General features: G+C 41.3%; 12 protein-coding genes. All 12 read left to right on the forward strand.

Going from position 1 to position 14,341, the window contains the following annotated elements; translation table 11 throughout:
- The first annotated feature begins 11 nt into the window (after positions 1-11).
- Complete coding sequence (gene purF / locus HMPREF0873_RS08240; protein ID WP_008715459.1) at positions 12-1,430, forward strand: amidophosphoribosyltransferase; 1,419 nt, start codon at positions 12-14, stop codon at positions 1,428-1,430.
- Positions 1,417-2,478, forward strand: a complete 1,062-nt coding sequence (gene purM, locus HMPREF0873_RS08245) for a phosphoribosylformylglycinamidine cyclo-ligase (RefSeq protein WP_008715461.1) — start codon at positions 1,417-1,419, stop codon at positions 2,476-2,478. The genes purF and purM overlap by 14 nt, the downstream gene beginning before the upstream one ends.
- Positions 2,471-3,094: a phosphoribosylglycinamide formyltransferase gene (gene purN / locus HMPREF0873_RS08250; RefSeq protein WP_038125796.1), complete on the forward strand. Its 624-nt coding sequence runs from the start codon at positions 2,471-2,473 to the stop codon at positions 3,092-3,094. Before purM ends, purN begins: the two co-directional genes overlap by 8 nt.
- 24 nt (positions 3,095-3,118) lie before the next feature.
- Positions 3,119-4,648 (forward strand): bifunctional phosphoribosylaminoimidazolecarboxamide formyltransferase/IMP cyclohydrolase, encoded by a 1,530-nt coding sequence (purH, locus tag HMPREF0873_RS08255; protein WP_038125797.1) that lies wholly within the window; start codon positions 3,119-3,121, stop codon positions 4,646-4,648.
- Positions 4,649-4,794: 146 nt separating this feature from the next.
- On the forward strand, positions 4,795-6,057 hold the full coding sequence (gene purD, locus HMPREF0873_RS08260; protein ID WP_008715463.1) for a phosphoribosylamine--glycine ligase: 1,263 nt from the start codon (positions 4,795-4,797) through the stop codon (positions 6,055-6,057).
- Positions 6,058-6,319: 262 nt separating this feature from the next.
- Positions 6,320-7,462 carry an isochorismate synthase gene (locus HMPREF0873_RS08265; RefSeq protein ID WP_008715464.1) on the forward strand — a complete coding sequence of 381 codons (1,143 nt, stop codon included), beginning with the start codon at positions 6,320-6,322 and terminating at the stop codon, positions 7,460-7,462.
- Positions 7,463-7,502: 40 nt separating this feature from the next.
- Positions 7,503-9,266 (forward strand): 2-succinyl-5-enolpyruvyl-6-hydroxy-3-cyclohexene-1-carboxylic-acid synthase, encoded by a 1,764-nt coding sequence (gene menD, locus HMPREF0873_RS08270; protein WP_008715467.1) that lies wholly within the window; start codon positions 7,503-7,505, stop codon positions 9,264-9,266.
- Positions 9,263-10,123: a 2-succinyl-6-hydroxy-2,4-cyclohexadiene-1-carboxylate synthase gene (gene menH / locus HMPREF0873_RS08275; protein WP_008715469.1), complete on the forward strand. Its 861-nt coding sequence runs from the start codon at positions 9,263-9,265 to the stop codon at positions 10,121-10,123. Before menD ends, menH begins: the two co-directional genes overlap by 4 nt.
- Before the next feature lie 4 nt (positions 10,124-10,127).
- Positions 10,128-10,970 (forward strand): 1,4-dihydroxy-2-naphthoyl-CoA synthase, encoded by an 843-nt coding sequence (menB, locus tag HMPREF0873_RS08280; RefSeq protein ID WP_004693709.1) that lies wholly within the window; start codon positions 10,128-10,130, stop codon positions 10,968-10,970.
- 200 nt (positions 10,971-11,170) lie between these two features.
- Positions 11,171-12,583, forward strand: coding sequence for an o-succinylbenzoate--CoA ligase (gene menE, locus HMPREF0873_RS08285; protein WP_038125799.1), 1,413 nt, complete (start codon positions 11,171-11,173; stop codon positions 12,581-12,583).
- A gap of 7 nt (positions 12,584-12,590) precedes the next feature.
- Complete coding sequence (gene menC / locus HMPREF0873_RS08290; protein ID WP_008715474.1) at positions 12,591-13,742, forward strand: o-succinylbenzoate synthase; 1,152 nt, start codon at positions 12,591-12,593, stop codon at positions 13,740-13,742.
- Complete coding sequence (locus tag HMPREF0873_RS08295; protein WP_038125800.1) at positions 13,739-14,116, forward strand: PaaI family thioesterase; 378 nt, start codon at positions 13,739-13,741, stop codon at positions 14,114-14,116. Before menC ends, HMPREF0873_RS08295 begins: the two co-directional genes overlap by 4 nt.
- The last annotated feature ends 225 nt before the right edge of the window (positions 14,117-14,341 follow it).

Raw genomic sequence — 14,341 nt, forward strand, 5'->3', positions numbered from 1 at the left:
TAGGGGGGAAGATGAACTACGATTCTGTTTTTGATAAATGGCACGAAGAGTGTGGTGTGTTCGGCATCTATGATAGGACCGTTGATGTAGCACGCTATGTATATTGGGGGCTATTTGCTCTCCAACATCGTGGTCAAGAAAGTGCGGGCATTGCTGTTACCGATGGTCATGATGTAGAGCTGAAAAAAGGCATGGGCTTGTTGACCGAGGCTATCAAAGAATTACCATCTTTGCCAAGCTATATGGGGACTGGTCATGTGCGGTACTCTACGACCGGGTCCAATAATCCGCGTAATATCCAGCCTTTGGTTATTCACTACCAAGGCGGTCAAATTGCGGTGGCTCACAATGGAAACTTAACGAATGCCTTATCTATTCGAAAACGTCTTGAAGCCGATGGTTCCATCTTTCAAACGACGATGGATTCTGAGGTTATCGTAAACTTGATAGCCCGTTCTAAAGCAGAAACACAAGCGGAACGGATTGCCGATGCGGCGCGTCAAATTGAAGGGGCGTTCTCTTTAGTCATTACTACGAACGACTCTTTAGTAGGTGTACGAGACCCTCAAGGATTTAGACCACTTTGTTTAGGTAAAACTGAAAATGGTTATGTGCTCTCTAGTGAAAGCTGTGCTTTTGATGCGATTAAGGCAGAGTTTATTCGTCATATAGATCCTGGTGAAATGGTTATCATCGATGACTCTGGTGTGCGTAGTACTATCTATGCGGAACCAGAAAAAATCCATAAAAAACTTTGCGTCTTTGAATACATCTATTTTGCACGTGGCGATAGTCATATCGATGGTCAATCCGTATATCAATCTCGGCTAAATATGGGCCGCGAACTATATAACGAAACTAAGTATGATGCGGACATCGTAATGTCCATTCCGGATTCCGGTACAACAGCTGCATTAGGTTATGCTCGTGCATCGGGTATCCCTTTTGCAGAAGGGTTAGTTAAGAACCGTTATAGCGGTCGTACCTTTATTAAACCAAATCAAGAGGAACGAGAATTAGCTGTTCGTATGAAGCTAAATGCATTGCCACATATTGTTGGAGGTAAGCGTATCGTCCTTATTGATGATTCTATTGTGCGCGGTACTACGAGTGGTATCATTGTAAAAATGCTAAAAGAGGCTGGTGCTAAAGAGATTTATATGTGTATTAGTTCTCCAACTATTGAGTATTCCTGTCACTATGGCATTGATACATCGGTGCGTAAAGAACTTATAGCAGCTACTCATACAGTGGATGAAATTAGAGATTTTATCAAGGCTGATAGATTACATTACTTGTCTCGTGAAGGCCTATGTCGTGCTGTATCTGATGTAAAGCCAGATGATTTATGTTTTGCATGTTTCAATGGTGATTATAGTGTAGCGGTTCCTGCGGACCAAGAGGAAGGGGTCAAATATGTGCTCGAATAAAACTAGTTTAACCTATCGTGATGCAGGTGTTGATATCGATGCAGGTAATCGCGCCGTAGAACTGATGAAAGAATCTGTTAAACGCACGTATACACCGGGTGTTGTTGGTGATTTAGGTGGTTTTGGGGGACTCTATTCCTTATCTGGTCATGATATGTCTGATCCTATGCTCGTATCTGGTACAGATGGGGTAGGCACCAAATTACGTCTCGCTATTATGATGGATAAACATGATACTATCGGTCAAGACTGTGTAGCTATGAGTGTTAATGATATCCTCGTACAAGGTGCTACACCTTTATTCTTCCTTGATTATATTGCGGTTGGCAAACTAGAGCCTGTAAAAGTGGCGGATATCGTACGTGGTGTAGCTGAGGCGTGCGAAGAATCAGGCTGCGCTTTACTAGGCGGTGAAACTGCTGAGATGGCAGGTTTCTACGATGATGAGGATTATGATGTAGCTGGTTTTGCCGTTGGTATCGTAGATCGTCCTAAATTGATTACTGGTGAAAGTATTAAAGCTGGTGATGTGATTTTGGGCTTGCCATCTTCTGGAGTACATTCCAACGGCTTCTCCTTGGTTCGTAAAATTGTATTCGATCATAAACAGTTGTCTATTGATACAGAAATTCCAGAATTTGGTAAAACTTTAGGCGAAGAATTATTAACGCCTACTCGCTTATATCCAAAAGCGGTACTGCCGTTGATTGAACAAGAACTCATAAAAGGAATGGTTCATATTACGGGCGGCGGTTTCTATGAAAATATTCCTCGCGTTTTACCTGCGGGAGTAACGGCAGAGGTCGATTGTGATACATGGCCTCGTCTTCCTGTATTCGAAAAACTACAAGAATGGGGCAATGTAGATTGGCATGAAATGTACCGTACTTTTAACATGGGCATTGGCATGATTCTCATAGTGGACGCTGCGGATGTGGATCGAGTAAAGGCAAATCTTGAAAGTCGTAATGAAGCGGTATATGAAATTGGTCATATCGTTAGCGGTGACGGTCCAGTTGTTGTAAAAGGGGCGGTATTTAATGACTAGTTCCGTAGCTAAAAAGCGTCTAGCTCTATTCGCAAGCGGTAGAGGATCCAATGGGGAAGCCCTTTATAAAGCCATGCAAGAAGGGTATATTAATGGTGAATTCGTAGTTATCATTACAGATCACGGTGATGCAGGTATCGTTGAACGTTCTAAACCTTGGAATATTCCACTCATTGTCATCGAGCGTAGAGACTATGACTCTAAAGCTAGCTTTGAACAAGCCCAGTTAGATGCGTTAGAGCCCTATAAGGTAGATGGTATCGTTTTGGCTGGATATATGCGCATTGTAGGGACTCCATTGATTGAGCACTATGAGCATAGAATTTTAAATATCCATCCTGCCTTGTTGCCATCCTTTCCGGGACTACATGGACATCAACAAGCTATTGATGCGGGAGTAAAGGTAACCGGTTGTACGGTACACTTTGTTGATGCGGGAATGGATACGGGGTCTATCATTATGCAGAATACGGTTCCTTTATTACCGGAGGATACAGAGGATACCCTGAGTGATAGATTATTGCCTATTGAACATAAAACATATAAAGAGGCGTTACGACTATTTTGTGAGGATAAGCTCACTATAAAAGGTCGTGTTGTATATATTGATGATTGATGTGTAAGCAAAGGAAGACGTTAGATGATTAAAAATGCATTACTTAGTGTTTCTGATAAAACAGGTATTGTAGACTTTGCGAAAGGTTTAGTTGATTTAGGGGTAACCATTTATTCCACAGGTGGGACCCTTAAAGCCATAACCGAAGCAGGTATTCCGGCAAAATCGGTAGAGTCTTTGACTGATTTTCCTGAAATGATGGATGGCCGCGTAAAGACATTACATCCTAAGGTGCATGGTGGTATTTTGGCGATCCGTGATAATGCGGAGCATCAACAAGCTATGGCAGAACATGGTATTGAACCAATCGACCTTGTTGTAGTCAATCTTTACCCGTTCCGCGAAACCATTGCAAAACCTAATGTATCCTTAGAAGAGGCCATCGAAAATATCGATATTGGTGGTCCTACGATGGTTCGTTCTGCAGCAAAGAATCATGCCTTTGTGGGTATCGTAGTAAATCCAAATCATTACGATGAAATCTTAGAGATGCTCAAGGATCAAGGTGAATTGACTAAGGAATATCGCTTTGGACTTGCCAAAGAAGCCTTTGCTCATACGGCGTCTTACGATGTGGCCATCGCTAATTATATGAGTGGAATCTTGAATGAAGGCCCTACACCTCCAGAATATTTGAGTGCTTATGAGAAGGTAACAGATCTTAGATATGGGGAAAATCCGCATCAACAAGCCGCATTCTATAAAGAAATTGGTACAGCTCATGGCATGGGGGCCTTGAAACAATTACATGGCAAAGAGCTTTCCTATAATAATATTGTAGACATGGAAGCGGCATGGAATATGGTATGGGAGTTTACTGAGCCAGCTGCATGCATCATTAAGCATACGAACCCATGTGGTGCCGCTACTGCAGCTACATTACATGATGCCTATGTAAATGCTTACGAAGCTGATTCCGTATCCGCCTTTGGTGGCATCGTAGCCTTAAACCGTGAAGTAGATGCAAGTACAGCGGAGGAAATGAGCAAAATTTTCTTAGAAGTTATTATGGCGCCAGCTTTCACAAAAGAAGCATTAGAAATCCTTGAAGCTAAGAAGAATATTCGTCTCATTGAACTATCTAAGCCGGAATCTGGTCAAGTGACAGTAAAGAAGGTGTCTGGTGGTTTATTAGTGCAAACAGAAGACGATATCCTAGAAGACCGCGTTAATTATAAAGTTGTTACGACGGTACAACCGACAGAGGAACAATGGAAAGCTCTTGAATTTGCATGGAAACTCGTAAAACATGTAAAATCCAATGCGATTTTGATTTCTAATGAAAAGCGTACTCTTGGAGTTGGGGCCGGTCAAATGAATCGCGTAGGTTCTGCAAAAATTGCTCTTGAACAAGCCGGGGAAGCCGCTAAAGGCGCTGTATTAGCATCCGATGCATTCTTCCCATTTGGAGATACCGTAGAAACAGCGGCAAAGCATGGCATTGCAGCTATTATTCAACCAGGTGGCTCTATTCGCGATGAAGAGTCCATCAAAGCGGCTGATGAAGCGGGCATTGCGATGGTATTTACAAACATTCGTCACTTTAAACATTAACTAGTTAAGAATTTTTAGCGGATTGTTAAACACTATCAGGGTAAAATATCTAATGAACGGTCAAGAATTATTGATGCTTGGAGTGGCCCAGTTATGTGTTTATATTATTATGGATTTGATGGCGTTTAGGCGCCGATGGAGGACTTATGAAAGTATGTGTAATCGGTAGCGGCGGCCGTGAACATGCATTGGCGTGGCGATTGTCCATCAGCCCTAGCGTAACAAAGGTATATGCTATTACTGGTAGCGCGGCTATGTCAGATTGTGCAGAGCTAGTTGGCATCGATTGGCAACAAAGCGATCATTTAATTAGCTTTTTGAAAGATAATCAAGTTGATTTAGTTGTTGTTGGGCCTGAGGCTCCTTTAGTAGCGGGCTTAGCAGATGTAATTAATAAGGCGGGGATTCCAGTTTTTGGTCCATCCAAAGCAGCCGCTCAACTAGAGGGCTCAAAGGTATTTGCTAAAGACCTCATGAAAAAATACAATATTCCCACTGCTGCATATGGTGTATTCCACAAGGTAGATGAAGCGAAAGCTTTTATTGCTCAAACAGGAGCTCCTATTGTTGTTAAAGCTGACGGCTTGGCGGCAGGGAAGGGTGTTGTAGTAGCCATGACCATCGATGAAGCGAATGCAGCCGTAGAAGATATGCTCAGTGGTAATCGATTCGGTGATGCAGGCAGCACCGTTGTTATCGAAGAGTTTATGGAAGGCGAAGAGGCTAGTTTATTAGCCTTTGTAGATGGCAAGACCGTAGTTCCTATGATTGCCTCTCAAGATCATAAACGTATTTTTGATGGTGATAAAGGGCCTAATACAGGTGGCATGGGGACCTATGCACCGGCCCCCGTTCTTACAGATGCATTGCGGGACGCAGCGATGAAAACCATTTTAGAACCTATGGTAGCGGCTATGGAAAAAGAAGGCATGCCGTATGTAGGCTGCCTTTACGCGGGGCTTATGATTACTGACGAAGGTCCTAAGGTGGTAGAATTCAATGCGCGCTTTGGTGATCCTGAAACACAAGTTGTATTGCCGCTACTGGATAGTGATTTAGGTGAGATTATGATGGCCTGTGCTAAGGGCACATTAACCTCTAATATGGTGAAATGGAAAGATTCCTCAGCGGCTTGCGTTATCCTTGCTTCTAAGGGCTATCCTGAAACTTCATCTAAGGGCGATGTCATCAGTGGGGATATTAAACAATATGACACAACCATTGTATTCCACTCTGGTACAAAGCTTGTTGGTGAAAATTATGTCACTAATGGCGGTCGTGTGCTTGGTGTTGTCGGACTTGGCAAAGACCTTAGAACGGCACTTGATAGAGCCTATGAACGTATAGAGCATATCGACTTTGAAGGCATGCAATATCGTACAGATATTGGGGCTAAGGCTTTTAAATAAAGTAACAACATTTTGAATATAATGAAAACCTCTACATTCATGCACGACGCATGCGGTGTAGAGGTTTTATTTTCTACCTTTTAACTGTTACCTATGATATAATAAATTAGATATAAAGAGGGCCCATCGACGTGTGATGGCGTTAGGCTCATCTCAAAAATTTTGAAACTTATTGATGACGCCTGACGTGTAGAAGTAAATCTTCTACACGTTAGGTGTTTTTACTATAGTCTATTTTATTTCTTAATAGCGATATACAACTATGATATATAATAAAGAACCGTTAGAACTGAATAGTCCGGTAGCCTTTTGGCTGAATTTTCCAAACGAAGAACGCGTATTTTGGGTGGATCGTCAAAGTGACCGCATCGTTGTAGGCGCTAAACGTTTGGCGATGGTCAAAGATGATGAAGATCGCCATAATTACGCTTACGTGTTTTATGGAGATACTTTTTTTGAAAACTCTAAGGACCCTAAATGGGCTGGCATGGGTCATGAAATGATTGCTTTCACCCATTACTATATTGTAGAAAATGGGGAGTCTTTTTACTTGCACTCTGGTGAAAGCGTCCCTATTACGGATTTCGAGGTGCCTCGAGTTCGCCATAACTACAAGGAAACCAGTGATGATAAGGCGGCTTGGGATAGTTTGATGAACGCTATCGCTGATGGTATTAGTAGTGGTGAAATGACGAAGGTCGTTTCTTCTCGAGAGGTACAGTTTACTAGTGAAACACCATACAATGTGGCAAGTATTTTAGCAAATTTAGTAGATAATAATCCAAATTGCTTTATCTTTGGTTACGAAAAGGATGGACGCACCTTTGTGGGTGCATCGCCAGAGATTCTAGTTCGCCATCGAGGTAGTGAAATTCTCAGCTATGCCTTGGCGGGGACAGCGCCTAAACATGGACCAAATGCGTGGACTAAGGAACAACTGTTAACAGATAAGAAAAATCTTTTTGAACATAATATCGTCCGTGACCGTATTGTGGATATCATGAAATCTATTACTCCGGAGGTTATAATAGGTGAAACGGGTATCATGGAGCTGGCGCATCTATATCATTTGCGCACCATTATTACTGCAAAGGATAGCACAAAATCCCTCGTGGAATGGGCAAAGTTGCTCCATCCTACACCAGCTCTCGGTGGTGAACCGCGAGAAAAGGCGTTGGCATTGCTACAAAAGTACGAAGCTCATGAGCGCGGCATGTATGCAGCACCTTTTGGCTTTATGAAAGATATGGGGGACGGTATTGTCATCGTTGCTATTCGATCTGCCCTCATTATGGATAAGGTTCTTTATGCCTATGCAGGATGTGGCGTCGTAGCCGATTCTGATGCGGATGAAGAGTACGCAGAAACTAATAATAAAATGCGCACCATTTTGGATGCGTTATAATAAATTTCCAAACCCTTAGAAGTTGTTGAAAGGGAATATAATGAACGAATATATTGCTGCCTTGGTAGATGAGTTTTACCAACTCGGAGTCCGGCATGCTGTGTTTAGCCCTGGTTCTCGTTCTACGACGATGGCTATGCTTTTCACGGAGTATGAAGGCTTTGAAACATATATGAATATAGATGAGCGCTCTGCTAGCTTTATGGCGCTTGGCATTGCAAAGGCTCATAAAGAACCAACTGTGTTAGTTTGTACATCCGGTTCCGCAGTGGCTCATTATTTGCCCGCTATTTTAGAGGCTCAATATAGTGGGGTACCTCTTATTGTATTGTCTGCCGATAGACCTTATACCTTGCTACATACAGGGGCTCCACAAACAGTAGATCAACAAAAAATCTTTGGTACAGCTGTAAACTATTATGAAGAATTAGCGGTGCCTCAAAAGGAACATTATTACACATATCCACGACAAGTAGCGCGCAAGGCATATATGAAAGCTATGGATATCAAAAAGGGGCCAGTGCATATCAATGTACCCCTCTTTGAGCCATTAGTGCCTGAACTGGACCGTAAGCACTTTGAAGCGGGACGTAGCCCTTACAAAGTATTTAAACCTAATTACGGCGAGGTGTTTAGCTATCAGAATAGAAGTCTATTGCTTGCACAGTATAAGAGAGTCCTTATTTTAGCTGGCCCACAAATTGATGTAGATGAAGTTGAGTTTATTCATTCCTTTGCGGAGAATTTACAAGCTCCTATCTTGGCGGATCCATTGTCCAATGTAAGACGCTGTCATAAGACTGGTGCTATTGTTGCCAATCATGAAGTTGCTAGCAATCGTAACAATGATACAGATATGATTCAGAAAAAACATTTCTCTGATGTTGTCATTTCTACGTATGATGCGTTTTTAGCGGATAAAGACCTATGGCCTGTACTAAAGCCAGATTGCGTGATTCAGTTTGGCCAAATCGTTGTATCGAAACGGGTACAGCAAATGGTGGCAAGTTGGGATAATGTGGAATATATTGAGATAAATCCCACGATGGACTCGATGAATCCAACGGGGAAAACCACCATGCATATGCAAGCAAGCATCGATATGTTTACGCATTTGTTCGCTGTAAAGAACGAATCTAATGCATATCTTAATAGATGGAAACGTTTAGAAGTAGCTGGTAAAGCTCAACTAAGTACAGCTATAGAAGAACCAAGTTGCTTTGAAGGACGCACGATACGCGAGTTGCAACAGCATATTCCTGACAATAGCCAAGTACTTGTGGCGAATAGCATGACCGTTCGCGACTTTGATTACTTTTGGTTTTCTGGGGAGTCAGATGCCGTTCTTTACGGTAATCGTGGTGTTAATGGTATCGATGGTACAGTTTCCACTGCGCTTGGACTTGCAACGAATCATCAGCCTACATATCTCGTAACGGGTGATTTGTCTTTATTCCATGATCTAAACGGTTTAGCGGTCGCTAAAACGCACAATCTCAATTTGACGATTATTTTGCATAATAACGATGGAGGCGGTATTTTTGAATATTTACCGCAAAAGGGAACGAAATATTTTGATTATTTGTTCTCTACGTCACAAGGTTTAGATTATAGTGGGGCTGCTAAACTCTATGGCTGTGGGTACACTAAAATCTCTAGTCCTGATGAATTGGTCCCTGTATTAGCTAAAGTTAGCGAGGAATCTGGCGTTCATATTATTGAAATACCAACAGACCGGGAATATAGTCGTCAGTTACATAGGAAATATACAAAAGTTTCAGTTGATATGGAGGCATTACTATGAGTCAGTATTTTTGCAGTATTGTAGATAATGCTTTGTGTAATCCAGCTCAGCGCATGTATTTTGACTTGGGAGAGTATCGCTACGGTTTGACTGTGGTAGGTGAAGGGGAACCTATTGTATGTTTCCACGGCTTCTCTGAATCAAGCTATACTTGGGATTCTATTAATCTGCCGGGGTATCGAGTGGTTCGTATTGATTTAATCGGACATGGCGATTCAGATATTCCTGATGAGAATCAGGCTTACACCATTCCTCAAATGATAAAGGACTTACACACAGTTATCTATTACATGGTTGGTGAAAGCTATTACCTCATGGGCTATTCCATGGGTGCTCGTATTGCACTTTCCTATGCGTTGGAGTATGAACGTGAAATCAAAGGTCTTATTCTTGAAAGTGGCTCGGTAGGCATCGCTTCTGACGCTGAGCGAGCAGCACGCCGCAAGGCGGATGAAGACTTAGCAGCTCATATCGAAGAGCATGATGGTGCTTGGTTTGCTGCACGATGGGCGGAAGTACCTATTTTTGAGAGTCAAAAACAGCTTTCAGAGGGGGTAGAAGAATTAATCTATCTACGTCGTTCCAATAATAGCCCATATGCATTAGCTTGTACGTTGCGTGGGTCAGGGCAGGGCGTAATGCCTTATGTAGGGGATAAATTAAAAAAATTCTCTGTTAAAGGTTTATATGTGAGTGGCGCATTAGATACAAAATATACTACAATAGGAAGAGACGTATTTGGCAAGTTGCCAAGTTTTAATCATGTCATCGTCAACGGGGCGGGGCATAATGTACATATAGAAAAACCGCAAATTTTTGAACAAGCGGTATTGGATTTTTTACAGAAGAAAGGTTAAGTCCATGAGCAAATTTGATTGGAAAGTATTGGATCGTAATTATGAAGATGTAATTTACGAAACATATAATGGCATTGCAAAGATTACTATTAACCGGCCAGAAGTGCGCAACGCATTCCGTCCTAAAACGGTAATGGAGCTAATTGATGCTTTCACAGTAGCTCGTGAAGATAACGAAGTAGGCGTAATCGTATTGACTGGTGCTAACCACGGTAAGGGCGAAGATAAAGAGGCATTCTGCTCCGGCGGTGACCAAAGCGTACGTGGTCACGGTGGTTATGTAGGTGAAGACAATGTGCCTCGCTTGAACGTTCTCGATTTACAACGCTTAATTCGCGTCATCCCTAAACCTGTTATTGCAATGGTTAATGGTTATGCTATCGGTGGCGGTCATGTGTTACACATCGTATGTGACCTTACAATCGCTTCTGAAAATGCTAAATTCGGTCAAACTGGTCCTCGTGTAGGTTCCTTCGACGCTGGTTACGGTGCAGGTTATTTGGCTCGCATGATTGGTCACAAACGCGCACGCGAAGTATGGTTCTTGTGCCGTCAATACACAGCAGCTCAAGCGTATGAAATGGGCATGGTTAATACTGTGGTACCATTTGACAAATTGGAAGAAGAAACAGTTCAATGGTGTAGCGAAATCCTTGAATTATCTCCAATGGCTTTGCGCATGTTGAAAGGCGCTTTCAATGCCGACACAGATGGCCTTGCAGGTTTACAACAATTCGCAGGGGACGCTACATTGATGTACTATACAATTGATGAAGCGAAAGAAGGTCGTGACGCGTTCAAAGAAAAACGGAAACCTAACTTCAAACAATTCCCTAAATTCCCTTAATTGGGAGTCGATATAGTCCTATATGACGGACTATATTAACGGTTAAAACGACAAGTGCGCCTCTATAGGAGGCGCCTTTCTTGTAATATTTCTTTATTTATCATATTTCAATTATTATTTTTTTAGTTTTTACTTATTATTTACTATTTATTGGTAATTAGTGATTACTTATTAGTGATTAGGTTTAGATACGAGGTGAGATGATGGAGTGGTTACGTTATGGTGCACAGCACTACCCTAATCGTAAATGTATAAATGAATATACCTATAACGATATATACCGTGGTGTACTCCATGTAGCTCGTAATTTAGTGCCTTTAGACGCATCTCGTGTGGCTATCTTGTCTGATAACTCTGTGACCATGGCAATGTATGTGTTGGCTGCTATGCTAGTTCATAAAGAGGTACTTTTACTTAATGTACATCTTAAGCTAAAGGAAATAGAAAACCAATTGGATCAATTAGGTGTTACCACCGTATTACATAGTAAAGAACGACGTAATCAATTATCTCATTTCGTTGATTCGGAGGCTTCTAATTCAATTGTTACAATTGAGTTTGAAACTCTAGAAAGTATTCTATCGGATTTAGCGGTCGAGGACTTCTTTGATTGGACCTTTGCGGACGCAGACATAGCTGTTATCATGAATACGAGCGCTACTACGGGGCAATTTAAGTCTGTACCGCTTCGATGGGGGCAAATTAAAGCTCATGTACAAGCATCCCAAGAGGTACTAGGGAAAACAGAGCAGGATAATTGGCTAATGGTACTACCTCTGTTTCATGTAAGTGGTTTATCTATCTTGATGAGGTCTCTTTATAATGGGACGGCTGTCACTATTTTGCCTAAATATGATGAAGCTCAAGTTCTAAAGCTCATAGAATCTGAGCAAATCAATATGATGTCCTTAGTGCCTACCATTCTGACTCAATTAGAGCCGCATATTACGCACCATGTGTTACGTGTTATCTTGCTCGGTGGAGAATTCATTCCCCTGGCGCTAATCGATGCTTGTGAAAAGAAATCTTTGCCTATCTATAAGACCTACGGCATGACGGAAACCTTTAGTCAAAGCGTGACCTTCTCTGTATTGGAGTATCCTCATAAACGAGAATCTGTAGGTAAGCCATTGCCTGGCATGCAGGTTCGCATCGATAACCCTGATGCGGATGGGGTAGGCGAAATTCATTTGACGGGCCCTATGGTTATGACTGGTTATATCAACAAGGAACCTATCGATGGAGACTTTAATACAGATGATATTGGTTACATCGATGAGGACGGTTTCGTTTATATTTTGAATCGCCGTAAAGATCTTATCATTTCTGGGGGTGAAAATATTTACCCTAAAGAACTAGAGGATTTGGTCTATACGTTGCCATCGGTAAAGGAATGTGTCGTTGTGCCTGTACCTGATGCTAAATGGGGACAAGTGCCAGCACTCTTTGTGGCCTTTCATGATGGTAAAAGTCTACCACCAGAGGATATTCTAGCCTTTATGACGAACTCTTTAGCAAAATATAAGATTCCAAAATATGTAAAAGTATTAACTGCATTGCCTCGAAATGGAACTGGCAAAATATTGCGTAATAAACTGAAATTTGAAAATTGAGGCGCCTATGAATGATATTTTAAACTTTAAAAGTATAACTACATATCGCCTTAAATTGCCACTGAAGTTCAATTTTAAGACTGCCAAGGGCGAGGTGAAAGAAAGAGAGACTATCGTTGTTCGCATTGAAGACCAACAAGGGTATGTAGGATATGGGGAATGCGTAGCTTTCACAGAGCCATTCTATACATTTGAGACCGTAGAAACTTGTTGGAAAACCTTAGTTGATGATTATATCTTTAATCTGCGCTTGATGCGACCTAAGCCACTGATGACCTATGTACGACAATTACAATTTTGGCTCAATCGAGACAATATGCCTATGGCTATTGCGGCTCTAGAAAATGCACTCATTCATCTTCATTGCGAACGGATAGGTGTAAATTCTGTTTCTTATATTATGGATCAACCTTTACAAGAGACTATTGAAAGTGGTGTCGTTGTCGGTGATGTGCCGATAGACCAATTACTTGATGTTGTAGCGCATCATGTAGTAAATGGTTGTAAGCGGATTAAATTAAAGGTAAATCCTGTAGATGGTTATGAACGCGTAGCTTTAGTTCGCAAACAGTATCCGGATTTAGTTTTAGCGGCTGATGCAAATCGAAGCTATTCATATCAAGAAATAGATAAGGTCCGTCAGTATGATGATTTAGGTCTAGCTTGTATTGAAGAGCCCTTTGCGATGGCAAACCTTCAATCTTATAAAGATTGGAAGTGGGAGCGTCTTAATCATGGTGATTGGAAAATCTATACGCCAATTTGTTTGGATGAGTCCATTTTAGGATATGATGATTTGTCCTATGCTATCGAATATGGTTTGATTGATGTGCTTAATATAAAAGTAGGGCGCATGGGGGGGCTTATTCCAACAAAAGCAGCTATTAATCTATGTAGAGAACGTCATATTCCATATTGGATTGGTAGCATGGTAGAGTCAGGGGTTTCTAAAATGCTTCATGTTCAGCTAGCCGCTTTAGGAGATTCTTATATGGCAGGAGATTTATCCGATTCAAGTCGATATTTTGAACAAGATCTTATATTCCCAGATTTAACCTTTAAAAATGGTGTTATGCAGGTCCCTGATGGTGATGGACTAGGTGTAACAGTTTTTGATGACCGGCTAGAAACTTATTGTATGGAGAAACGAACACTATGAATCTAATTGAATCCTTACAAATCGATGTACCTCGTATGACGAGCGATACTACATGTATTGCAAAAATGAATTTAAATGAATTTCATGAACAACCGCAAGGCTATTTAAATGGTGGTGCTACATTAGCTTTTGCAGAAATTATTGCAGGTATGATGAGCAATGAGCTGGTAGGCTCTCATAAATTTGGAGTAGGTCAGTCTATAACTGCGAATCACTTGCGTCCTGTAACATGCGAAGGAACTTTAACAGCCTTAGGAACACTACTAGTGAAAGGCAAAACATCCCACGTATGGCGCTTTGATATGATAGATGATGCACAACGTCTTATCTCACAAGTGACTGTAACCTTGGCTATTGTAGATTTTGATAGATAAAATCTCATTTCAATGGATTTAGTTATATTTGCTAATTAAGTTGTGTATAATTTCGTCCTACAAGAGAACTTACGATTGTTAAGACCATAGGATAATAAAAGGACAGTATATACTTTTCAGTAGATACTGTCCTTTGTTAGTTTTACAATGTAAATGGCTCATCTAGAAAAACGACATAGCTCTTTTTTACGTTTTCTAAGATCTGCAATTTAAAATGTTAGAAAA

The organism is Veillonella sp. 3_1_44, from assembly GCF_000163715.1.
In the GTDB taxonomy this organism is placed as follows: domain Bacteria; phylum Bacillota; class Negativicutes; order Veillonellales; family Veillonellaceae; genus Veillonella; species Veillonella parvula_A.

Excerpts from the sequence above, each read along its gene's own strand:
- purM (WP_008715461.1), top strand. The coding sequence starts at position 1,417 with ATGTGCTCGAATAAAACTAGTTTAACCTATCGTGATGCAGGTGTTGAT.
- HMPREF0873_RS08295 (WP_038125800.1), top strand. The coding sequence starts at position 13,739 with ATGAATCTAATTGAATCCTTACAAATCGATGTACCTCGTATGACGAGC.
- purF (WP_008715459.1), top strand. The coding sequence starts at position 12 with ATGAACTACGATTCTGTTTTTGATAAATGGCACGAAGAGTGTGGTGTG.
- menH (WP_008715469.1), top strand. The coding sequence starts at position 9,263 with ATGAGTCAGTATTTTTGCAGTATTGTAGATAATGCTTTGTGTAATCCA.
- menE (WP_038125799.1), top strand. The coding sequence starts at position 11,171 with ATGATGGAGTGGTTACGTTATGGTGCACAGCACTACCCTAATCGTAAA.
- purD (WP_008715463.1), top strand. The coding sequence starts at position 4,795 with ATGAAAGTATGTGTAATCGGTAGCGGCGGCCGTGAACATGCATTGGCG.
- menC (WP_008715474.1), top strand. The coding sequence starts at position 12,591 with ATGAATGATATTTTAAACTTTAAAAGTATAACTACATATCGCCTTAAA.
- purH (WP_038125797.1), top strand. The coding sequence starts at position 3,119 with ATGATTAAAAATGCATTACTTAGTGTTTCTGATAAAACAGGTATTGTA.
- menB (WP_004693709.1), top strand. The coding sequence starts at position 10,128 with ATGAGCAAATTTGATTGGAAAGTATTGGATCGTAATTATGAAGATGTA.
- menD (WP_008715467.1), top strand. The coding sequence starts at position 7,503 with ATGAACGAATATATTGCTGCCTTGGTAGATGAGTTTTACCAACTCGGA.
- purN (WP_038125796.1), top strand. The coding sequence starts at position 2,471 with ATGACTAGTTCCGTAGCTAAAAAGCGTCTAGCTCTATTCGCAAGCGGT.
- HMPREF0873_RS08265 (WP_008715464.1), top strand. The coding sequence starts at position 6,320 with ATGATATATAATAAAGAACCGTTAGAACTGAATAGTCCGGTAGCCTTT.